Raw genomic sequence first — 21,394 nt, forward strand, 5'->3', positions numbered from 1 at the left:
AATTCACTTCATCAAGTCGTTGCGGGCCGTTGCATCCAGCGATCGCACATAATCCCGAACATAGGCCTCGAGCCGAACGACACTTTCGGAGTCCTGCGGCGACCTACCGCCATAGGCGTTGCGGCGCAAGACCTCGGCAAGCGGCGTCAGGCCATCGTTGAGCGCCTCGCGATAGGCCAGCCCACGGCCGTGCAACCCCTCTGCCATGATCTTGATGCGCCGGCCGATACCGAGATCCTGGATGCCGATCTCGCGCAGGGTCAGGTCGAGATGGCGGAACATGGCGTCGAAGAAGGCCTGGGCCAGCGCCTCGCCATCGGGCTCGCGGCGCAGGCGGTCGATCATCAGGGCGGCGTGAAGCGCCAGCGCATCGAAGCGGCCATCGAGCGTGTCGGGAATGCCGCAGGCCTCGTACAGCTCGGCCGTGCGCGCCTGCTCGGCCACGCGCTTGTAGAGTGCGGCGGCGAAATCATCCTCGGGCTTGCGGCGGCGGAACACGAACGACTCCCTCCCCAATAGATCGCGGGACAGGCGGTTGACCCGGCCCCTTCATCGCGACATCTTGCAGTCCCTCTTCCCGCAAAGCCAAGAAGCAGTCCATGCGTCGCACCGCCCCGCTCGCCCTCGTTGGCGCCCTTGCCCTATCCGCCGTCGCACTCGGCGGCTGCGAGAACACCGTGGACCAGCGCGGCTTCGCCGCGACCCCTGGTTCGGTCGAAAAGCTCGAGGTCGGCGCGCAGAGCCGCGAGGACGTGGTCCGCCTGATCGGATCGCCCTCGGCCGTCGCGACCTTCAATCCGAACATCTGGTACTACATCAGCGAGACCCAGGAATACTGGGCCTACACCAAGCCCAGGATCAGCTGGCAGAAGGTGATGCAGATCACCTTCAACGATTCCGGCCGTATAGAGGGCATCAAGAACTACGATCTCAAGGACGGGCAGGAAATCGAGATGGTCGCGCGCACCACCCCGACTTCGGGCAAGGGCCTCACGATCCTCGAGCAGGTCCTGGGCAATGTCGGCCGCTTCAGCGGACCAAAGAACCAGAACCAGAACCCCGGCGCTCCGACCAGCGGCGGCGGTATCTAGCAAAAGCCAGAGAGCCAAAGAAAAAGCCCCGGTCCTTCGACCGGGGCTTTTCCTTTTGGGTGTCTTGCCTCTGCTCAGTGCGCCAGGACGGCGAGGAGCAGCAGCGCCACGATGTTCGTGATCTTGATCATCGGGTTGACGGCCGGGCCAGCCGTATCCTTGTACGGGTCGCCGACGGTGTCGCCGGTCACCGCCGCCTTGTGGGCGTCGGATCCCTTGCCGCCGAAATGGCCTTCCTCGATGTACTTCTTGGCGTTGTCCCAGGCACCGCCGCCCGCCGTCATCGAGATGGCGACGAAGATGCCGGTGACGATCACGCCGAGCAGCATGGCGCCGACCGCCGCGAAGGCGTCGGAGCGTCCGGCGATCGCCGAGATCACGAAGAACAGCACGATCGGCGACAGCACCGGCAGCAGCGACGGGATCATCATCTCCTTGATCGCCGACTTGGTGAGCATGTCGACGGCACGGCCGTAGTCCGGCCGATCCGTGCCCGCCATGATGCCGGGCTTCTCCTTGAACTGCCGGCGGACTTCCTCGACCACCGACTGGGCGGCGCGGCCGACAGCCAGCATCGACATGCCGCCGAACAGATACGGCAGCAGGCCACCGACCAGCAGGCCGACCACGACGTAGGGGTTCTTCAGCGAGAAATCGACCGCCTTAACGCCGAGCTTGCCCGCGGCGATGAAGTAGTCGAGGTCCGAGGTGTAGGCTGCGAACAGCACCAGCGCACCGAGGCCGGCCGACGCAATCGCGTAGCCCTTGGTGACCGCCTTGGTGGTGTTGCCGACCGCGTCGAGCGCGTCGGTGTTCTTGCGCACTTCCTTGGGCAGGCCCGCCATTTCGGCAATGCCGCCGGCATTGTCGGTGACCGGACCGTAGGCATCGAGGGCGACGATCATGCCCGCGAGCGCCAGCATGGCGGTCGTGGCGATGGCGATGCCGAAGAGGCCTGCCAGGATGTAGCAGGTCACGATGCCGGCGCAGATCAGCAGCGCCGGACCGGCCGTGGCTTCCATCGACATCGCGAGGCCCGCGATGACGTTGGTGCCGTGACCGGTGACCGAGGCCTGCGCCACGGCCTTCACCGGGCGATATTCGGTGCCGGTGTAGTATTCGGTGACCCAGACGATCAGGCCGGTGATGGCGAGGCCCACCAGCGAACACCAGAACAGCGACAGGCCGGTGAACGAACGATCGCCCACCGTCATCACCGTGCCAATGCCGACCAGGCGGTCGGTGGCGAAGTAGATGGCCGGGATCGACAACACGGCGGCCGCGATCACGCCCTTGTACATCGCCCACATGATGTTTCCGTCGGAGCCGAGGCGGACGAAGTAGGTGCCGATGATCGAGGTGATGATGCAGGCGCCGCCGATGACCAGCGGATAGGCCATCAACTTGCTGACGAGGACCGGATCGGCCGCGAAGAAGATCGAGGCCAAGACCATGGTGGCGACAGTCGTCACCGCGTAGGTCTCGAACAGGTCGGCGGCCATGCCGGCGCAGTCGCCGACATTGTCGCCCACGTTGTCGGCGATGGTGGCCGGGTTGCGGGGGTCATCCTCCGGGATACCCGCTTCGACCTTGCCGACCATGTCGCCGCCGACATCCGCACCCTTGGTGAAGATGCCGCCGCCGAGACGGGCGAAGATCGAGATCAGCGAGGCGCCGAAGCCGAGCGCGACCAGCGCGTCGATCATGTCGCGGCTGCCGCCGGGAACGCCCATGTTGAGCAGGACGAAGTAGTAGCCACCGACGCCGATCAGGGCGAGGCCGGCCACCAGCATGCCGGTCACCGCCCCCGCCTTGAAGGCGAGGTCGAGACCCGAGGCCAGGCTCTTTTGCGCAGCCACTGCGGTACGCACGTTGGCGCGGACCGAGACGTTCATGCCGATGAAGCCGGTGACGCCCGACAGGATGGCGCCGATCAGGAAGCCGATGGCGGCGAACTTGCCCAGCAGAAGAGCGAGGACAACGAGGACGACGACGCCCACGATGCCGATGGTCGTGTACTGGCGGCGCAGGTAGGCAGCCGCACCTTCCTGGATGGCTTGCGCAATTTCTTGCATGCGCGGCGTACCCGCATCGGCCGCCATGACCCGCGATGCGGTAATAACGCCATAAAGCACGGCAATTAAGCCGCACCCGATGACACCCCAAAGAACGGTGGACATATTTCCTAACCCATTGTTTTTAAAACGCTTCTAGCGCGTCGCGACCTGAAGCGTGTACTCCCCCGGTGCGAGGCGCGCAAAAAATGACATGATGGCCGTGTTGGCGCAACTCACGGATGGGAAAAGCCCCGTCGCCTCAAGGGCTTGGCGTCACGCGCGTGACGGATTCCGCAACCGGAAGATGCCGATGACCAGCAGCGCGACCAGCACCAGGGCGAGCGCCACGTAGTTCAAGGCGGCCCACCCCTTCAGCTCGAGCACGACGCTGGCCATCAGGCTGGCCACGGTGGTGACGCCGAAGACCATGAAGTCGTTGAAGGCCTGCGCCTTGCCCCGCTCCGCCGGCCGGTAGGTCGTGGTGAGAAGCGTCGTGGCGCCGACGAACAGGAAATTCCAGCCCACCCCGTTCAGGCTGAGCGCGCCGCGGAAATGCCACTCGGTGACACCCATGAGCGCCACGCCTACCCCGGCCACCAGCAGTACGATGCCGGCGATCATGATGTTGAAGACGCCGAAGCGCGCGATCAGGTGCCCGGTGAAGAAGGACGGGATGAACATGCCCATGACGTGCACGAAGATCGTCACCGGCGCCTCGGTCGCCTTCAGGCCGCACTGCACGATGGCCAGCGGCGAGGCCGCCATCACGAAGGACATCACGCCGAAGGCGATCATCGCACCGGCGCAGGCCACCATGTAGGCCGGCTGGGTGACGATCTGGGAGAGCGGACGCTGCGGGCCGGACGAGTCCTCGACCTTGACCTGCGGAAACTCGATGAAGCCCAGCACGATGAAGACGAGGATGTGGATGACGACGACGGCGCAGAAGCTCGCCTGGAAGAGCGGCTGCCAGAGATCGGGCGTGAAGCGCGCCAGGCTCGGACCGAGGATGCCCGCCAGCACGCCACCCGCCGTGACATAGGAGATCGCCTGCGCGCGATGATGGGCTGGGGCCAGCTCGACGGCGGCAAACCGATAAAGCTGCATGTTCGCGATGCCGTAGCCCAGGAACAGGCCGCCCAGACACATGACCGGGAAGCTGCCGAGGCCAAGCCCGATGGCGGCGAGCAACGAGCCGATCATGCCCATCACCGAGCCGCTGCGGAAACCGAACTTGCGGCCGCGCCGCATCATCAGCATCGAGGCCGGGAACACCGACAGCATGACGCCGAGATGCTGCATGGTGACCGGCAGGTTGGCCCACATGCGCATGTCCGACGAGACGATGGTGAGCACCGCCAGCGCCGACGAGGCGAACATCAGCGTGTTGCTGCTTTGCGTCAGCGCCTGGCATATCGCCAGCAAGGCGATGTTGCGCATCGACCGACGCGGCATGCCACCGTCGGACGCTGCGGGCGTTTCCTGTACCCGTGTCGATCCATCCATTGGGCCGGCACTCTAGTCGGGTGCCCTGCCCGCGCCATGGCGGCCGGCGCAGTGCAGCTATGAGCAGGTGTGCTTCGCTAGAAGTGAACGTATCCCTTGCGCGGGGCTGCGATGGCCCTGCCGGCCGCCGTCACCGTGACGCCATTGCCTCGGGCAAAGCGGCCGATGCGCGTGACGTCGATGCCGGCGGCGCGTGCGGCAGCCAGGAGCGCCGACCGCTTGCGGGACGGGACTGCCATCACGAGCTCGTAATCGTCGCCGCCGCCCAGGACGTTCGCCCACAGGCGCGGATCGGCGGCCACCGCCGCGCGGGCTGCCGCAGACAGGGGCACATCATCGCGCTCGATGGTCACGGCCAGGCGAGAGGCGTCGGCGATGTGCCCGGCATCGGCCAGCAACCCGTCGGAGACATCGGCCGTAGCCGTCACGATACCCACCAGGTTTTGCCCGAGCGATGAACGGGGCCGCGGCAGCCGATAGCGATCCTCGAGAAAGGCGCGTTGCCGGGCCGTCAGGTCCTGGAGTCCACCCTGCGCCGCCAGCAGGCCCAAAGCGCCATCGCCGACGGTACCGCTCACCCAGAGTTCGTCCCCTGCCCGCGCGCCACCGCGGGTCAGGCCCTTGCCGCGCGCGACCTTGCCGAAAGCGGTGATCGTCACGGTGAGCGGCCCCGGCGTCGTTACCGTGTCGCCGCCACACAGGACGATGCCGTAACGGCGCTGGTCGGCGGCGAGCCCCTTGGCGAAGCCCGCGAGCCATTTCTCGGTCCACTGCGCCGGCAGCGCCAGAGAGAGCTGATAGACAAAGGGCGCCGCGCCGCCGGCCGCGAGGTCGGACAGGCACACGCGCAAGGCCTTGGCGGCAACCCGCTGCGGCCGCTCATCGGCCAGGAAATGCACGCCCGCGACGATCGTGTCCGTCTTGACGACGAGGTCGCGGCGCGGATCGGCGGGGAGGAAGGCGTTGTCGCTCTTGAGGTTGCCCGCACCGCCGAACCCGCGGGCGAGTGGCGCGAAGTAGCGGGCGATCAGTTCGAACTCCCCGATCCGCCGGCGCCGCGCCATGGCGGCCTACTTCTGGTCGGCCGGCCGCGCCTGACGCGCCACGCGGTCGAGAACGGAGTTGATGAAGCTCGGCTCGCCCTTGTCGTAGAAGGCGTGGGCGATCTCGACATATTCGTTGATGACGACGCGCAGCGGCACGTCACCCCGGTGCACGAGCTCATAGGCGCCGGCGAGCAGGATGGCACGCACCAGGCGGTCGACGCGCGCCCAGGTCCAGTCCTGCGCCAGCGAGGCGGTCACGATCGCCTCCAGAGCATCCCGGTTGGTCGTCGTGCCCTCGACCACGTCCTTGAACAGCGGCTTGTCGGCGTCGCGGCGCATGCCGCCCTCGCCCGCCTCGCCGGTCCGCACCTTGAGGAACTGCTCGATGATCTCGGCCGGGGCGTCCTGCCCCTCCTGCCACTGATAGAGTGCCTGCACGGCCGCCAGCCGGGCGGCCTGGCGACGGCTGGGGCCCACTGGCTTGGCGTCGCTCACGATTTCTTCCAGCGACGGCCCAGCGCCACCATGGCGAGGCAGGCATGGGCCGCGTCGCCGCCCTTGTCGCCACGGTCGGTGAAGGCGCGCGCCCGCGCCTGCTCGATGTTCTCGACCGTGACGATGCCGTAGCCGATGGCGAGCTTCTTCTGGACCGCAAGATCCATCAGGCCGCGCGCACTCTCGCCGCAGACATAGTCGTAGTGGGTGGTCTCGCCGCGGATCACGCAGCCCAGCGCGACATAGCCGTCATAACGCCGGCCCTTCTTGTCGGCCGCCAGCGCGATCGCGCCGGGGATCTCGAAGGCGCCCGGCACGACGATGCGGTCAACCTTGGCGCCGTTCTTCGTAATCTCATGCTCGGCGCCCTGGATCAGCGCATCGGCGATATCGGCATAGTAGCGCGACTCGACGATCAGGATACGCGCGCCCTTCACACCATCGACCGCCGGCCGGGCCGTCGGGTTCTCCGTCCGTGTCGACATGATCAGGCCTTCGTTGCACGGCCGGGAACCGGCTTCTGGGCGACGATCTTCAGGCCAAAGCCTTCGAGACCGACGACGCTTTTTTGCGAATTGCTGAGCAGCACCATTTCCTTCACGCCGAGATCGATCAGTATCTGGGCGCCGACGCCGTAGTCGCGCAGCTCCTGCCCGGCCGGCTCGATCGGCTCGCCGGCGCGGCGGCGCTGCTCGGCCAGCACGACGGTGAGCGGCTCGCGGATCAGCACGATGACGCCGCGGCCTTCCTTGGCGATCTCGCGCATCGAGGCCTCGATCTCGCCGCCGCGGCCGCCGCTGCGCTGGCCCAGCGTGTCGGTGAAGAGGTTGACGGCATGCATGCGCACCATGACCGGGCCACCCGCCGCGGGGTCGCCCTTCACCAGCGCGACGTGCTGGGCCATCGTCACCTTGTTCACGTAGACGACGCAGCGGAAGTCGCCGCCCCAGGTGCTGTCGAGCTTGGTCTCGCTGATGCGCTTGACGATCGAGTCGTAGCGGCGGCGATAGGCGATCAGGTCGGCGATGGTGCCGATCTTGAGCGCGTGGCGCTGCGCGAAGGTGATGAGGTCGTTGCGGCGGGCCATCGTGCCGTCGTCGTTCATGATCTCGCAGATCACGCCGGCCGGGTTGAGACCCGCCAGGCGCGCGAGATCCACCGCGGCTTCGGTATGTCCGGTGCGCTCCAGCGTGCCGCCGTCGCGCGCGACCAGCGGGAAGACGTGGCCCGGCGTCACGATGTCATGCGGCCCGCACGAAGGATCGATCGCCACGGCGACGGTGCGCGCGCGATCGGCCGCCGAGATGCCGGTCGTCACGCCCTCGCGCGCCTCGATCGACACGGTGAAGGCGGTCGAGTGACGGGTGCGATTGTTCTGCGACATCAGCGGCAGGCCGAGCTGTTCGACCCGCTCACGTGTCATGGCGAGGCAAATCAGGCCGCGCGCATGCTTGGCCATGAAGTTGATGGCCTCCGGCGTCGCCCACTGGGCGGGGATCACCAGGTCGCCCTCGTTCTCGCGGTCCTCGTCGTCGACGAGGATGAACATCCGGCCCTTGCGGGCTTCCTCGATGATGTCCTCGGCAGCGGCCTTCACTTCGCTGAAGGTGATCCGCCAAGCGTCCTTTTCGAGCGCACTCATGATTTCTGATGCTCCAACAGTCGCGCAACGTAACGCGCGAGCATATCCACCTCAAGGTTGACCCTCTGCCCAACCTTGGCCTGTCCCAGCGTGGTAACCGCCTGCGTATGTGAAATCACGTTCACGCCGAAGCGATTGCCGTCCACTTCATTGACGGTGAGCGAAATCCCGTCGATGGCGACCGAGCCCTTGGACGCGACGAAGCGCGCCAGTTCGGGCGGCGCCTCGAACACGAAGCGCACGCTGCCGCCTTCCGGCGTCATCGAGACGATCTTCCCCATGCCGTCGACATGACCGTAGACGAGATGACCACCCAATTCGTCGCCGAGCTTCAGCGACAATTCGAGGTTGAGGCGGCCGCCGACCTTCCAGTCGCCGAGATGCGTCTTGTCGAGGCTCTCGGCTGACACCTCGACGGCGAACCGGCCGGCGCTCTTCTCGATCACGGTGAGGCAGCAGCCCGAGCAGGCGATCGAGGCGCCGATGGCGATCGGCGCCATGTCGTGCTTCGTGGCGATCACGAAGCGACGGTCGCCTTCCTGGCCGCCGGGGTCGACCGAGACGATCTCGCCGATATCAGTCACGATGCCTGTGAACATGGCCGCTACTTAGTCCTCTCGCCGCCAGGTTTCCAGCGTGTCGCCCTGCAGTTGCCGCGCCGAAACCAGCTTGAACCGGGGCGCGGAACCCAGACGTGCAAATTCCAGGCCCCCGACCGCAGAGCGGCCATCGGCCCCCAGGATCAGCCCGGCGCGATAGCTCGAGATACCGTCGACGAGGCCCGCTTTCAGGAAGGAAGCGGCCACCTGCCCACCGCCCTCGACGAGAACCCGGGTCAGACCGCGCGCGCCCAGCGCCTGCGCGGCCGCCGAAACGTCGATGCGACCATCGCTGCCGCCATCGACCTCGACGATTTCCACGCCGAGCTTGTTCAGCGCGTCCCGCCGATCTGCCGGCGCCGACTTCGTACAGACCAGCCAGACCGGTGTCACCTGTGCCGACGTCGCAAGCTTCGACCGGGGCGACAGACGCGCCTGCGAATCCAGCACGATGCGCACCGGCGAGTGCGAGCCCAGGCCCGGCAGGCGGCAGGTGAGATCGGGGTCGTCGGCCGCAGCGGTCGCCGCGCCGACGAGGATCGCATCATGGATGGCGCGCAGGCGATGGCCGTCGCGTCGCGCCGCCTCGCCGGTGATCCATTTGCTCTCGCCGGAAGCGGTGGCGATGCGGCCGTCGAGCGAGCCGGCGATCTTGAGATGGAACAGCGGCCGGCCTTCACGAACCCGTAACAGGAAGCCGGCGTTGATCTCGGCCGCCTCGGCAGCGCCCTCGCCGACCTCGACGACGATACCGGCCGCCTTCAGGCGTGCATGCCCCTGCCCCTTCACCCGCGGATCGGGATCCTCGAGCGCGGACACCACGCGCGCGATGCCGGCCGCCACCAGAGCGTCTGCACAGGGCGGCGTGCGGCCGTGATGCGAGCAGGGTTCCAGGGTGACGTAGGCTGTGGCGCCCGTCAGCGACAGGCCGGATGCCGTCGCCTCGGCGATCGCGTCGGCCTCGGCGTGTGGCCTGCCACCGTCGCGCGTGCGACCGCGCGCGATCACGTGGCCGTCGCGCACGATCACGCAGCCAACCGCGGGATTGGGCCAGGTCCGTCCAAGTGATCGTCGCGCCAGCGCGAGCGCTGCGCGCATCATCGGTATCAGTCCTTGAAGTGGGCGGTGTCGGCGAGATCGGAGATGAACTCCTCGAAGTCGCGGGCCTCGCGGAAATTGCGATAGACCGAGGCGAACCGCACATAGGCCACCGGATCGAGCGCGCGCAGCGCGTCCATCACCAGCTCGCCGATCTGCGTCGAGGGAATCTCGCTTTCGCCCGAGCTTTCGAGGCGGCGCACGATGCCGTTCACCACGCGCTCGGTGCGGTCGGGATCGACCGGCCGCTTGCGGCAGGCGACCTGTATGGAACGCGCCAGCTTGTCGCGATCGAACTGCACCCGCTGTCCGTTCTTCTTCACCACCGTCAACTCGCGCAGCTGCACGCGCTCGAAGGTCGTGAAGCGCGATCCGCAGGACGGGCAGTAGCGCCGCCGGCGGATCGCCGAGTTGTCGTCGGTCGGCCGCGAGTCCTTAACTTGTGTGTCCTCGTGACCGCAGAATGGGCAGCGCATCTAGTTCCCCTGTTTTCCGGCTTTGCGCCTTATCAGTCGCGGTAGATCGGGAAGCGCGCGCAAAGGGCATGGACCTTGGCGCGAACCTGGGCCTCGACCTGGGCGTCGCCGTCCGGGCCGTTCTTGGCGATGCCGTCGAGCACGTCGGCGATGAGATGGCCGATCTGCTGGAACTCCGCGACGCCGAAGCCGCGCGACGTTCCCGCCGGCGATCCGAGCCGCACGCCCGAGGTCACGGTGAACTTCTCCGGATCGCCCGGGATGCTGTTCTTGTTGGTCGTGATGCCGGCGCGGTCGAGCACCTTCTCGGCCGACACGCCGGTTGCCTTCTTCGGCCGCAGGTCGACCAGCATGACGTGGCTGTCGGTACCGCCCGAGACGATCTTGAGGCCGCGCTCGGTCAGGGTCGCCGCCAGGGCGCGCGCATTGTCGATCACCTGCTGGGCATAGACCTTGAAGTCGGGCTTCAGCGCCTCGCCGAACGCCACCGCCTTGGCCGCGATGATGTGCATCAGCGGGCCGCCCTGCAGGCCGGGGAACACCGCCGAGTTGATCTTCTTCCCGAGCTCGGCGTCGTTGGACAGGATCATGCCGCCGCGCGGGCCGCGCAGCGTCTTGTGCGTCGTCGTCGTCACGACATGGGCGTGCGGCAGCGGGCTCGGATAGACGCCGGCCGCGACAAGTCCGGCATAGTGCGCCATGTCGACCATGAAGTAGGCACCGATCTCGTCGGCCACCTTGCGAAAGCGTGCCCAGTCTATGTGACGCGAATAGGCGGAGGCGCCTGCGATGATCAGCTTGGGCTTCTCGCTACGGGCGACGGCCTCCATCTGCTCGTAGTCGATCAGGTGCGTGTCGGGCTTCACACCATAGGACGTGACCTTGAACCACTTGCCCGACTGGTTGGCCGGCGAGCCGTGCGTGAGATGGCCGCCTTCGGACAGCGACATGCCGAGGAACGTGTCGCCCGGCTGCAGCAGCGCCATGAAGACGGCCTGGTTGGCCTGCGCGCCGGAGTGCGGCTGCACGTTGGCGAAGGAGCAATCGAAGAGCTTCTTGGCCCGCTCGATCGCCAGGTCCTCGGCCTTGTCGACCCCCTCGCAGCCGCCATAGTAGCGGCGACGCGGATAACCCTCCGCATACTTGTTGGTCAGGACCGAGCCGGCCGTTTCGAGGACGGCGCGCGAGACGATGTTCTCCGACGCGATCAGTTCGATCTGCTCCTGCTGGCGATGCAACTCGCCCTTCAGCACCGCGTCGATCGCGGGATCGGCTTCGGCGACTCCGGTGGTGAACATCGGCAACGGCTGATCGCTCATCTTGGCAGCGGCTTGGCTCATGACACTCAACCCTTTGAAAGCTTGTCGACGCGGCCGACATGGCGCCCGCCTTCGAACTTGGTCGCGAGGAACACCTTCAGCGCCTCGCGCGCGATCTCGATGCCGGTCAGGCGCTGGCCGAAGGCAATGACGTTCGCATCGTTGTGCTCGCGCGACAGGCGCGCCGAGGTCACATCGTGCGCGTGGACTGCGCGAACCTTGGGATTGCGGTTGGCGGCGATCGAGATGCCGATGCCGCTGCCGCAGACCAGCACGCCGCGCTCCGCCTTGCCCGAGGCGATGGCGTCGCCCATGGCCTTGCCGAAGTCCGGATAGTCCACGGATGCGGTGGAATTCGTGCCAAGATCCAGCACTTCGTGACCCGCTTCCTGCAGGTCGCGCTTCAGGATTTCCTTAAGGTCGTAGCCGGCATGATCCGACGCGACCGCGATGGCGCCCCCCGGCATATCGACGATCGATCCCCTCTAGCTATTGAGCCCCCCGATACCATATCCGGGGCCGCGATGTCACGGTTCCGCAAAATCGTGGAAGGTGACCCACAAGACACTGAATTGACTTGGGAAATAGCCGGGCGGTCGTGCCGATCACCAGGGACGGCGGCACAGCACCCTGAGTTCGCGCCGGGTTTCGTATTTCGCCATTCTCGAAGGCCAGTCGCATCAATCGACGCATCAGTCGGGCTGCGCGTTGCGGCTTTGCTCTGGCCATCAAGGACGTCGCCTTACCGATCCTCGCAGTGTCCAAGCCACCAAAACCCGGGGAATCGCTCCCCGGCCGGTCGAATCGTTTGTTTCGTTTATTGCGCTTATTTCGTTTATGCCCCCGACGATGATGCCCCTGAGCGATGCACAAAAAGAAAAGGCCCGGCTGACGCCGGGCCTTTCCTCAATTGGTACTTGTTCGCCTACTTCTTCATCGGGGCCGACTTGCCGTCCTTCCAGACGTAGATGTCGTACACCGCATCCTTGATGTCGCCCTTGGCGTCGAACTCGAGCACGCCGACGGCCGAGTCGTACTTGCCAGTGCGGAGCTGCTTGGCGACGGTCGCGGCATCGACCGACTTCGCCTTGTTGGCGGCGTCGGCCCAGGCCTTCACGGCGGCGTAGCTGAACAGCGTGTAGCCTTCCGGATTGTACTTGGCGTCGCGGAACTTCTTCACGAGGGCGGCATTCTTGGGGTCGTCCTCGGCCTTGGGCGGGAACGACATCATCACGCCGTTGGTCGCCGCGCCGCCCAGCTGGGCGAACTCGGCCGTCTCGAGCGCGTCGAAGCCCATCATGTTCGCCGCGAGGCCCTGCTCACGCGCCTGCTTGATGATCAGCGCGCCCGCGGTGTGGTAGCCGCCCAGCACGATGATATCGATCTTCGCCTGCTTCATCTTGTTGATGAGGGCAGCGAAGTCCTTGTCGGTGTCGTTGTAGGCCTCGTACATGGTCTCGCGGAGACCGCCCTTGTTCAGGGCCTTCTTGGTCTCGTCGGCCACGCCCTTGCCGTAGGGCGACTTGTCGTGAAGGATCGCGACCTTGGCGGTCTTGTTGTTCTTCAGGATGTAGTTGCCGACCGTCGTGCCCTGCACGTCGTCACGGCCGCAGGTGCGGAACACCGTGGTGTTGCCCTTGCCAGCGGCGTCGTCCGTCAGCTTCGGGTTGGTCGAGGCCGGCGTGATCTGCAGGATCTTGCCTTCCTTGTAGATGTCCGAGGCCGGGATCGACGAGCCTGAGCAGAAGTGCCCGGCCACGAAGACGACCTTGTCCGACACCATCTTGTTGGCGACCGCGGTCGCCTGCTTGGGGTCGCAGGCATCGTCGCCGATCACCAGCTCGAGCTTCTGGCCGTTCACGCCGCCGGCGGCGTTGATGTCCTCGACCGCCATCTGCGCGCCGCGCCGCAGCTGCTCGCCGAACGCGGCATTGGAGCCGGTCATCGGGCCGGCCGAGCCGATCTTGATCTGGGCGAACGCGGGCGTCGCCATCAAGGCAACGGCTGCGACGGCCAGTGCGCCGTACATCTTCTTCATCCGAAGTCTCCCTGTTCGTTGAGCCCCCTCCGCCGCATGCGGAGCATGACAGTTACATTAGTGCCGCTCGTCCCAGCCCAGCAAGCCTTTGCGCCGATAGAGCCAGGGATACTGGCGCACCATATGGCGCGCCCGCGTGAGTCTGAAGGCAAAGGCCGCGATCGCCAGTTGTACCGCCCAGCCCAGTACAAATCCCGCCAGCGACCACAGCTCGCCGTTGGCCAGCGCGTAGTCGAGGAAGCGCAAGGTCGCCGACAGGAGCGCGGTATAGAACACGATCTGCGGCCACGGCCGCCAGGTGAGCGCCACCGCGTGTCCAGCCGCAAACGACGCCGGCCCGATCAGGACGAGATTGAACAGCACCACGTTGAACAGCGTGTCGCCGAACCAGTCGAACATGAAGGTGTCGAGCGGGCTCATCCGTGGCCCCCTTCGAGATAGGCCGCGCGGACTTCCTGGTTGGCTAAAAGCTCCTTGCCGCTGCCGCTGAGGCGTACCCTTCCATTCGCCAGCACGTAGCCACGGTCGGCCAGGCGCAGCGCGTGGAAGGCGTTCTGCTCGACCAGGAAGATGGTGACGCCCTCCTCCCGTGCGATGCGGCCTATCGAATCGAAGATCTGCCGCACGATCAGCGGGGCGAGACCGAGCGACGGCTCGTCGAGCAGCAGGAGCCGCGGCCGGCTCATCAGCGCGCGGCCGATCGCCAGCATCTGCTGCTCGCCACCCGACAGCGTACCGCCGCGTTGATCGCGCCGCTCGGCCAGACGCGGGAACATCGCGAAGACCCGGTCGAGGTCAGACTTGAAGTTGGCGGGATCGCCCAGGATCGCGCCCATCTGCAGGTTCTCGTAGACGCTCATGCGCGCGAAGATGCGACGCCCCTCCGGCACCTGCGCCACACCACGCCGCACGATCTGGTGGGTTGGCAGCGAAGTGATGTCCTCGCCGTCGAGCAGGATCTGGCCGCTGCGCGCGCGGGGATTGCCGCAGATCGTCATCAGCAGGGTCGACTTGCCCGCCCCGTTGGCGCCGATCAGGGTCACGATCTCGCCCTTCGCCACGTCGAGATCGACGCCATGCAGGGCCTGGATGGCGCCGTAGAAGGTCTCGACGCCCTTCACCGACAGGATCGAGGGCTCAGCCATCGATCGCCTCCTCGTCCGTGCCGAGATAGGCGCGGATCACGGCCGGATCGTTGCGCACCACCTCCGGATCGCCCTCGGCGATCTTGCGGCCGTAGTCGAGCACGACGATATGGTCGGAGATCTTCATCACGACGCTCATGTCGTGCTCGATCAGCAGCACGCCGATCCTGTCGCGATCGCGGATCGAGACCAAGAGCTGGTTGAGCTCCGCCGACTCGCGCGGATTGAGGCCCGCCGCCGGCTCGTCGAGACAGAGCAGAACCGGCTCGGTGCACATGGCGCGGGCGATCTCGAGCCGCCGCTGGGCGCCGTAGGGCAGCTCGCCGGCCGGCCGGTCGGCATCGGCCACCAGTCCGATGCGCTCCAGCCACAGGCGCGCCAGTTCGACCGCCGCGGCCTCGGCCTGCCGGAAGCTCGCCACGCCGAGAAGACCCAGCAGGCTCCAGCCCGAGGCGCGCATCAGCTTGTTGTGCTGCGCCACCATCAGGTTCTCGAGCACCGTCATGCCGGGAAACAAGCGGATGTTCTGGAAGGTGCGCGCCACCCTGGCCTTCTGGCCGATCTCGTGGCCGCGCATGCGCTCCAGCAGGAATTCGCCACCGCCGCCGCGCAGGGTCAGCCGGCCGATGGTCGGTTTGTAGAAGCCGGTGATGCAGTTGAAGACCGTCGTCTTGCCTGCGCCGTTGGGACCGATGACGGCGGTGATGGCCTGCGACCGCGCCGTGAACGAGACATCGTCGATCGCGACCAGCCCGCCGAAGCGCATGGTGAGATGCTCGACCTCGATAAGCGGCACGGTGGGCACCGTCATCCGCCGCCTCCCGAGCCGGCGGGATGCAACCTGATCGACGGCTCGCGATGGGAGATGAGGCCGCGCGGCTTGAACACCATGATCAGCACCATGGCGAGGCCAAAGGCCAGCATGCGGTAGTTGCCGAGATCGCGGAACCATTCGGGCAGGCCGATCAGCAGCACGGCCGCCAGCACAACGCCGATCTGGCTGCCCATGCCGCCCAGCACGACGATGGCCAGGATGATCGCCGATTCGATGAACACGAAACTCTCGGGGCTGACGAAGCGCTGCTTGGCGGCAAAGAAGGAGCCCGCGAAGCCCGCGAACATGGCGCCGATCGCGAAGGCCGTGAGCTTGGTGTTGGTAGGATTGATGCCGAGCGCCTGGCAGGCCGTCTCGTCCTCGCGCAGCGCTTCCCAGGCGCGGCCCACCGGCAGGCGGCGCATGCGCTGGGTGAAGAGGTTGGTGATCAGCGCCAGGCCGAGGATGATGTAATAGAGGAAGATCAGCCGGTGATTGCCATTGAAGGCGATGCCGAGCATCTCCGACACGGTCTGCTTGCCCGGCGGCGGCGTCTCGGCGAACACGGCGCCGAACAGGGTCGGCCCGGGGATAGAGCCGATGCCGGCCGGCCCGTTGGTCAGATCGAACCAATTCAGCAGCACGAGGCGGATGATCTCGCCGAAACCCAAGGTGACGATGGCGAGATAGTCGCCGCGCAGGCGCAGGACCGGGAAGCCCAGCATGATGCCGAACAGCGCCGCCATCATCCCGGCGAGCGGCAGAACGGTCCAGAAGCCCAGCCCGTACTGCGTGCTGAGCAGCGCATACGAATAGGCGCCGACCGCGTAGAAGGCGACGTACCCCAGGTCGAGCAGGCCCGCGAGCCCGACCACGATGTTGAGCCCCCAACCCAGCATCACGTAGGTCAGGATCAGCACGCCGAGATCCATCGTCTTCTGGTCCGCGAACGGCGTGAACGGCATCAGCACGGCCGCGGCCAGAAGCAGCCAGCCGAACCATTTCGAGCCGGCCTTGCCCAGTGCCACGCCCGACGGCGTCCGTGCCGCCGCCCCCATCGCGTCGTTTGCCCACGGCCAGACCGCGCGGATCACCAGCAGCACGCCGCCCAGCGCCACGAACCAGTGCAGGAAGCCCGACGGCAGCTTCATCGGCGCCGCGCCGGCCGCGATCATCGCGACGCCCAGCACGATCGCCGGCCAGCGCAGGCCGTTCGCCGCCATCGAGAGGCCGAGCCGCCCTATGAAGATGACGACCACGGCCACGGCGAGGTCGACGAGGTGATAGTCGAAGCCCAGCCCCTTGCCGCCGCCCATGTCGACGGTGCGAAAGCCCACGATGAAAATGCCGAGCGCTGCGGCCACGAACGCAGTGAGGCCCGCGTCCTTCAGCATGAGAGGGAGACGCTGGCCCATCCGGTCAGACCTTCTCGATCTCCGGTTTGCCGAGCAGTCCGCTCGGCCGGAAGATCAGCACCAGGACGAGGATCGCGAAGGCCGCGACGTCCTTGTATTCGCTCGAGAAGTAGCCGGCCCAGAAGACCTCGATCAGGCCGATCAGCAATCCACCCAGCATGGCGCCCGGCAGCGAACCGATGCCGCCCAGCACCGCCGCGGTGAAGGCCTTGATGCCGGCCAGGAAGCCGATGAAGAAATCGATGACGCCGTAATACATCAGGAACAGCATGCCGGCGACGGAGGCCAGCGCCGCGCCCAGCACGAAGGTGAGCGAGATGGTGCGGTCGACATTGACCCCCAGCAGCGACGCCATCTTCATGTCCTGCTCGCAGGCGCGCTGCTGGCGTCCCAGCGAAGTCCTGGCGATCACCCAGGTGAAGCCCGCCATCAGCACGACCGTCACCAGGACGATGATGATCTGCAGCCAGGTGACGCGGACGTCGAAGCCGTCGGCGGTAAAGAGGTTGAAGCCGCCGGATACGACCTGTCCGCCGGGTTTCGGCCGCGCGCCCTGCGCCAGCTGGACGTAGTTCTGGAGGGCGATCGACACGCCGATGGCGGAGATCAGCGGGGCCAGCCGGAACGAGCCCCGCAACGGTCTATAGGCCGTTCGTTCTATCGCCCAGCCGTAGACGGCCGAGAACGACATCGCCAGGAGCAGCACCAGGACGATGGCGATGGGCGCCGAACTGATGCCGAGGCTGCCGCAGATGATGAAGCCGATCAGCGAGATGAAGGCGCCGATCATGAACACTTCGCCATGCGCGAAGTTGATCATGCCGATGATCCCGTAGACCATCGTGTATCCGATGGCGATCAGCCCGTAGATGGCGCCCAGCGTGATTGCGTTGATCAGCTGCTGCGTGAAATACGCCATGCCTTGTTTCTGTCTCCCTGCCCTTGCGACCTACGATGCTTTCTCGGGGACTGGCAAGCTCAAGATATCCGGTGTGCAAATCGCGGACCACAACAGGGCCGGCCGGGCCGAAATGCCCCTTGCGCTCCGGGCCCCGAGTGCCGATTAAAGACGGCCATGGACACCCCTTCCTACGACGTGATCGTCATCGGCGCCGGCCCGGCCGGCCTCACCGCCGCCACCGAAGCCGCCCGTGCAGGCCTGAAGGCGCTCTGCCTCGACAAGCTCGCGCCCGGCGGCGAAATCATCAACCTCGGCGGACTCCACGATTTCGAGGAGCCCTTCGACGGCACGACGATGGCCGCACGGCTCACCGACGACGCCGTCGTCGCCGGCGTCGAGATCGGCTTCGGCGAAGTTTCGGCGATTTCCGGCAGCGGCCCCTTCGAGGTCGAGACGACCGACGGCGAGCGCCACAGCGCGCGCTCCCTCGTGGTTGCGACCGGCATGAACAAGGGCAAGCTCGGCGTTCCGGGCGAGGACGAGTACGAAGGTCGCGGCCTTTCACACTGCGCGAACTGCGATGGCCCGCTCTATGCCGGCCAGCCCGTCATCATCGCCGGCGCCACCGGCTGGGCGCCGTATGAAGCCGAAGTCCTGGTCGGCGTCGCCGGCAGCATCACCGTGCTCGGCACGCCGAACGGCAAGCTTCCCGAAGGCGTGACCGCCATGCCCGGCCGCATCATCGGCCTCGAAGGCAGCAACGGCCTCGAGGCGGTGACGATCGAGAATGACGGCCAGCGAAACAAGGTTTCGACGAATGCCGTGTTCGTTTACGTCGGCCAGTCTCCCGCTGCGGAATTCCTGCCGGATTCCCTTGCACGCGACGCCACGGGGCATATCGTTGTCGACGAAGAGGGCCAGACCGGCCTGCCGCTGGTGTTTGCCGCCGGCGACGTCAGGTCCGGTTCGACGGAATATCTGGCCAACGCCATCGCCGACGGCCAGCGCGTCGCCAAGTCGGTGGTCGCGGCCCTGAACAAGTAGCGTGGAGGAAAGTCAGAATGCGTATCTTCAATCCGAGCTTCGGCACGTCGGCGGCCAGTGCGGCCAAGGTGACCCTGCAGCCGGTGAACTGGGCGACCGACCCGATCGCCCTGATCTCCAATTCCAAGCCGAACGCCCGCGAGCTGCTGGAAGGCGTCCGCGCCATGCTCGGCGCGCACCGGCCGGTGGACAACATCCACTTCCATGCCAAGAACAGCGCCAGCCAGCCGGCTCCGAAGGAGCTGATCGCGCACGTCGCGCAGAACTACAAGGCGGCCCTCGTCGCATTAGGTGATTGAGGAAGCTGTTCATCGTGGAGTTTCCACGACAGCCTCGAACTCGAGAAGCTCGGCATCACCGCTTTCGTGATCGCCACTGAGACATTCAAGCCGCTGGTCCTGGCCCAGGCGAAAGCCCGCAAGGTCGAAGCGCGTCTGATCGTAGTGAAGCACCCCGTCGGCGGCCTGAATGCCGAGGAACTGCGGGAACGCATCGAAGCAGCGACCAAGGGACTGACCGAGGCGACGACGAAATGAAGGACATCGCCGAACAGGAAGTGATCGACATCGGCGACATGGATGTCGAGGCCTTCAACGAGTACGCCACGGAACAGGGCTGGAGCGACGGGATGCCGCTCTTCGTCCCCACCGAGGCCAAGGTCGCGAAGTTCGTCGAGACCGTCCGTGGCGACAACCGGCCCTATGCGCCGGTGCCGCCGCGCCAGATCGTCCCCTCGATACAGGCGCTTGCCGCCAATGCCGTGATGGCGGGCTGCAAGGCCGAATACTTCCCGGTCGTGACCGCCGCTCTGCGCGGCGTGCTCGACCCGGACTATAATCTGCACGGCACGCTGGCCACGACGCACTCCTGTGCGCCGATGGTCATGGTGAGCGGCCCGATCCGGCACGAGCTCAACATCAACTGCGGCACCAACTGCTTCGGCCAGGGCCGACAGGCCAATGCCACGATCGGCCGCGCCCTCGGCCTGATGCTGCTGAACGTCGCCGGCGCCAAGCCGGGCGAGATGGACCGCTCGACCCAGGGCAATCCCGCCAAGTTCACCTTCTGCTTCGGCGAGAACGAGGAAGAGAATCCCTGGGCGCCCTATCACGTGCAGCGCGGCTTCGCGCCCACGGATTCGGTCGTGACGGTGATGTCGGGCGAAGGCCCGCATAACCTCAACGACCACGGCTCGACCACGGGCGACGGCCTGCTGACGACCTTCGCCGGCGGCATGGCCAACCCGGGCGCCAACACGGTCTACGGCAAGGGCCCGATGTTCGTCATCATCGGACCCGAGCATGCCGCGACCCTGAAGCGCGACGGCTTCACGATCGAAAGCATCCGCGAGGAGTTGTGGAAGCGCTCGCGCATCCATCTGTCGCGCGTCTCGAAGGAAAACCTCGTGACGTATGAAACCACCGGCCACAAGCCGGACGGCGACTGGCTGACGATCGGCCGCGATCCGAACGACATCCACATCACCGTGGCGGGCGGGCCGGGCAAGCACTCGGCCTTCATCCCGTCGTTCGGCGGCACCACGGTCGCCTGCACGCGCATCGCGCGATGAGCGACCGGTCGTGAGTGAATGGTGCGGCTGGCCGGTCGTCGATGAGTCGACGGACTGGGAAAGTGCACAGCAGATCCTGACGGAGGCCGAACTCTCGGACGGCCTCCCTCTCGTTCCTCCCACCCAGAAGCGGCTCGACGCCATGATCGCCGGCGTCGCCAACCGCACCGAATCGGTCGGTATGATGCCGCCGATGTTCGGTGACATCACGCCCGAGTCGGTCGCCTATCAGTGTGTGATCGCGGGTTGCGTGCCCGCCGAATTGCCGGTCGTGCTGGCGGCGGCACAGGCCCTCCTCGAACCGGACTTCAATCTCCTCGGCATTGCCACGACCACCGGCAGCGCCGCGGTCGCGCTCTGCGTCCATGGCCCGATTGCGCAGCAGCTCGGCGTCAACGCGCTGACCAACGCCATCGGTCCCGGTGTTCGCGCCAATGCCTGCATCGGGCGCGCCCTGCAGCTCTGCCTGCGCAACATCGGCGGCGCGCGCTCGGATACGGGCGACATGGCGACCATGGGCCAGCCGGCCAAGTTCACGCTGTGCTTCGCCGAACGCAACGAGGGCCCCTTCCCCTCCTTCACCGAGCGCCACGGCCTCGGCAAGGACGTGAGCGCCATCACGGTCATGGGAATCTCAGGCACCGCCGAAGTGCTGCCGGGCGACGGCGAAGGCGCCACGCCCGAGGCCATCCTCGATCCGATCGTCGCCGGCATGCGCGCCGAGATCGTGATGTCGAGCCAGAGCCGCAAGAAGGATCGCGGCGAGCAGGTCGTTCTCCTGCCGCTCGAACTCGCCGAGAAGATCGCGCGCCACGAAGGCTGGGATCTCAAGCGCGTCCAGCAATACTTGTTCGACAAGGGAGAGGACGTCGCTGCCTCTCCCGAGGCGATCCATCCGATCGTCACCGGCGGCGCCGGCTACAAGATGGCCTACCTGCCGATCTGGGGCGGCGGCTCGCAGACTGTGCTGCGCAGGCTTTAGCCCTTTGTCGTCCTGAGCGCAGCGAAGGACCTAGCGGAACGACCAAAGTTCTCCTGAGCGAGCGCTAGATCCTTCGCTGCGCTCAGCAACCATTAAGATTGAACTGTCATGCGACAGTGTTGCGAGCTGAGATCCACGGGGTGCCGCGAGCGACGA

23 protein-coding genes are annotated in these 21,394 nt (G+C 66.4%); 5 read left to right on the top strand and 18 right to left on the bottom strand.

Features of this window, described 5'->3' with window-relative positions; all coding sequences use genetic code 11:
- Window positions 1-3: 3 nt before the first annotated feature.
- A complete protein-coding gene (locus AC1ROX_RS22395) occupies window positions 4-498 on the bottom strand; it encodes a ubiquinol-cytochrome C chaperone family protein (protein WP_493129254.1) in 495 nt (164 codons plus the stop codon).
- 101 nt (window positions 499-599) lie between these two features.
- On the opposite strand from AC1ROX_RS22395, the gene AC1ROX_RS22400 reads away from it, so the two are divergent.
- A complete protein-coding gene (locus tag AC1ROX_RS22400) occupies window positions 600-1,091 on the top strand; it encodes an outer membrane protein assembly factor BamE (protein ID WP_493129256.1) in 492 nt (163 codons plus the stop codon).
- A gap of 74 nt (window positions 1,092-1,165) precedes the next feature.
- On the opposite strand, the gene AC1ROX_RS22405 is transcribed toward AC1ROX_RS22400, so the two are convergent.
- The 17 genes from AC1ROX_RS22405 to AC1ROX_RS22485 all read right to left on the bottom strand — a co-directional run bounded on the left by AC1ROX_RS22405 (window position 1,166) and on the right by AC1ROX_RS22485 (window position 17,660).
- A complete protein-coding gene (locus AC1ROX_RS22405; RefSeq protein ID WP_493129258.1) occupies window positions 1,166-3,271 on the bottom strand; it encodes a sodium-translocating pyrophosphatase in 2,106 nt (701 codons plus the stop codon).
- Between the two features lie 150 nt (window positions 3,272-3,421).
- Window positions 3,422-4,603, bottom strand: a complete 1,182-nt coding sequence (locus tag AC1ROX_RS22410) for an MFS transporter (protein ID WP_493129260.1) — start codon at window positions 4,601-4,603, stop codon at window positions 3,422-3,424.
- Window positions 4,604-4,731: 128 nt separating this feature from the next.
- Window positions 4,732-5,718: a thiamine-phosphate kinase gene (gene thiL, locus AC1ROX_RS22415; RefSeq protein ID WP_493129262.1), complete on the bottom strand. Its 987-nt coding sequence runs from the start codon at window positions 5,716-5,718 to the stop codon at window positions 4,732-4,734.
- Window positions 5,719-5,724: 6 nt separating this feature from the next.
- Window positions 5,725-6,195: a transcription antitermination factor NusB gene (gene nusB / locus AC1ROX_RS22420; protein WP_493129264.1), complete on the bottom strand. Its 471-nt coding sequence runs from the start codon at window positions 6,193-6,195 to the stop codon at window positions 5,725-5,727.
- Window positions 6,192-6,680 carry a 6,7-dimethyl-8-ribityllumazine synthase gene (locus AC1ROX_RS22425; RefSeq protein ID WP_493129266.1) on the bottom strand — a complete coding sequence of 163 codons (489 nt, stop codon included), beginning with the start codon at window positions 6,678-6,680 and terminating at the stop codon, window positions 6,192-6,194. The genes nusB and AC1ROX_RS22425 overlap by 4 nt, the downstream gene beginning before the upstream one ends.
- A gap of 2 nt (window positions 6,681-6,682) precedes the next feature.
- Window positions 6,683-7,837 (bottom strand): 3,4-dihydroxy-2-butanone-4-phosphate synthase, encoded by a 1,155-nt coding sequence (ribB, locus tag AC1ROX_RS22430; RefSeq protein ID WP_493129268.1) that lies wholly within the window; start codon window positions 7,835-7,837, stop codon window positions 6,683-6,685.
- A complete protein-coding gene (locus AC1ROX_RS22435) occupies window positions 7,834-8,436 on the bottom strand; it encodes a riboflavin synthase (RefSeq protein ID WP_493129270.1) in 603 nt (200 codons plus the stop codon). Before AC1ROX_RS22435 ends, ribB begins: the two co-directional genes overlap by 4 nt.
- A 9-nt stretch (window positions 8,437-8,445) precedes the next feature.
- Window positions 8,446-9,537 (bottom strand): bifunctional diaminohydroxyphosphoribosylaminopyrimidine deaminase/5-amino-6-(5-phosphoribosylamino)uracil reductase RibD, encoded by a 1,092-nt coding sequence (gene ribD / locus AC1ROX_RS22440; protein ID WP_493129271.1) that lies wholly within the window; start codon window positions 9,535-9,537, stop codon window positions 8,446-8,448.
- A gap of 5 nt (window positions 9,538-9,542) precedes the next feature.
- Window positions 9,543-10,010: a transcriptional regulator NrdR gene (gene nrdR, locus AC1ROX_RS22445; protein ID WP_216966051.1), complete on the bottom strand. Its 468-nt coding sequence runs from the start codon at window positions 10,008-10,010 to the stop codon at window positions 9,543-9,545.
- A gap of 32 nt (window positions 10,011-10,042) precedes the next feature.
- The gene (gene glyA, locus AC1ROX_RS22450; protein WP_493129274.1) at window positions 10,043-11,350 is read right to left on the bottom strand and encodes a serine hydroxymethyltransferase; all 1,308 of its coding nucleotides are present in this window, start codon (window positions 11,348-11,350) and stop codon (window positions 10,043-10,045) included.
- Between the two features lie 5 nt (window positions 11,351-11,355).
- On the bottom strand, window positions 11,356-11,796 hold the full coding sequence (gene rpiB / locus AC1ROX_RS22455) for a ribose 5-phosphate isomerase B (RefSeq protein WP_493129276.1): 441 nt from the start codon (window positions 11,794-11,796) through the stop codon (window positions 11,356-11,358).
- Window positions 11,797-12,254: 458 nt separating this feature from the next.
- Window positions 12,255-13,367, bottom strand: coding sequence for a branched-chain amino acid ABC transporter substrate-binding protein (locus tag AC1ROX_RS22460; protein WP_493129278.1), 1,113 nt, complete (start codon window positions 13,365-13,367; stop codon window positions 12,255-12,257).
- A 57-nt stretch (window positions 13,368-13,424) separates the two neighbouring features.
- Window positions 13,425-13,787 carry a DUF6867 family protein gene (locus AC1ROX_RS22465; RefSeq protein ID WP_493129280.1) on the bottom strand — a complete coding sequence of 121 codons (363 nt, stop codon included), beginning with the start codon at window positions 13,785-13,787 and terminating at the stop codon, window positions 13,425-13,427.
- Window positions 13,784-14,512 carry an ABC transporter ATP-binding protein gene (locus AC1ROX_RS22470; RefSeq protein WP_493129282.1) on the bottom strand — a complete coding sequence of 243 codons (729 nt, stop codon included), beginning with the start codon at window positions 14,510-14,512 and terminating at the stop codon, window positions 13,784-13,786. The genes AC1ROX_RS22465 and AC1ROX_RS22470 overlap by 4 nt, the downstream gene beginning before the upstream one ends.
- Complete coding sequence (locus AC1ROX_RS22475) at window positions 14,505-15,323, bottom strand: ABC transporter ATP-binding protein (protein ID WP_493129284.1); 819 nt, start codon at window positions 15,321-15,323, stop codon at window positions 14,505-14,507. Before AC1ROX_RS22475 ends, AC1ROX_RS22470 begins: the two co-directional genes overlap by 8 nt.
- Window positions 15,320-16,741 carry a high-affinity branched-chain amino acid ABC transporter permease LivM gene (gene livM / locus AC1ROX_RS22480; RefSeq protein WP_493129286.1) on the bottom strand — a complete coding sequence of 474 codons (1,422 nt, stop codon included), beginning with the start codon at window positions 16,739-16,741 and terminating at the stop codon, window positions 15,320-15,322. Before livM ends, AC1ROX_RS22475 begins: the two co-directional genes overlap by 4 nt.
- Before the next feature lie 4 nt (window positions 16,742-16,745).
- On the bottom strand, window positions 16,746-17,660 hold the full coding sequence (locus tag AC1ROX_RS22485; RefSeq protein ID WP_493129288.1) for an ABC transporter permease subunit: 915 nt from the start codon (window positions 17,658-17,660) through the stop codon (window positions 16,746-16,748).
- 156 nt (window positions 17,661-17,816) lie between these two features.
- Here AC1ROX_RS22485 and AC1ROX_RS22490 point away from each other — a divergent pair, with 156 nt between their 5' ends.
- Genes AC1ROX_RS22490 through AC1ROX_RS22505 form a run of 4 tightly spaced genes read left to right on the top strand, consistent with a single transcriptional unit; the run spans window position 17,817 to window position 21,238 of the window.
- Window positions 17,817-18,686 carry an NAD(P)/FAD-dependent oxidoreductase gene (locus tag AC1ROX_RS22490; protein WP_493129290.1) on the top strand — a complete coding sequence of 290 codons (870 nt, stop codon included), beginning with the start codon at window positions 17,817-17,819 and terminating at the stop codon, window positions 18,684-18,686.
- 17 nt (window positions 18,687-18,703) lie between these two features.
- Window positions 18,704-19,222 (top strand): UGSC family (seleno)protein, encoded by a 519-nt coding sequence (locus tag AC1ROX_RS22495; protein ID WP_493129292.1) that lies wholly within the window; start codon window positions 18,704-18,706, stop codon window positions 19,220-19,222.
- Window positions 19,219-20,256 (top strand): hypothetical protein, encoded by a 1,038-nt coding sequence (locus AC1ROX_RS22500; protein WP_493129294.1) that lies wholly within the window; start codon window positions 19,219-19,221, stop codon window positions 20,254-20,256. Before AC1ROX_RS22495 ends, AC1ROX_RS22500 begins: the two co-directional genes overlap by 4 nt.
- Before the next feature lie 10 nt (window positions 20,257-20,266).
- On the top strand, window positions 20,267-21,238 hold the full coding sequence (locus tag AC1ROX_RS22505) for a hypothetical protein (protein WP_493129296.1): 972 nt from the start codon (window positions 20,267-20,269) through the stop codon (window positions 21,236-21,238).
- The last annotated feature ends 156 nt before the right edge of the window (window positions 21,239-21,394 follow it).

The organism is Reyranella sp. GW821-FHT14A01, from assembly GCF_058803965.1.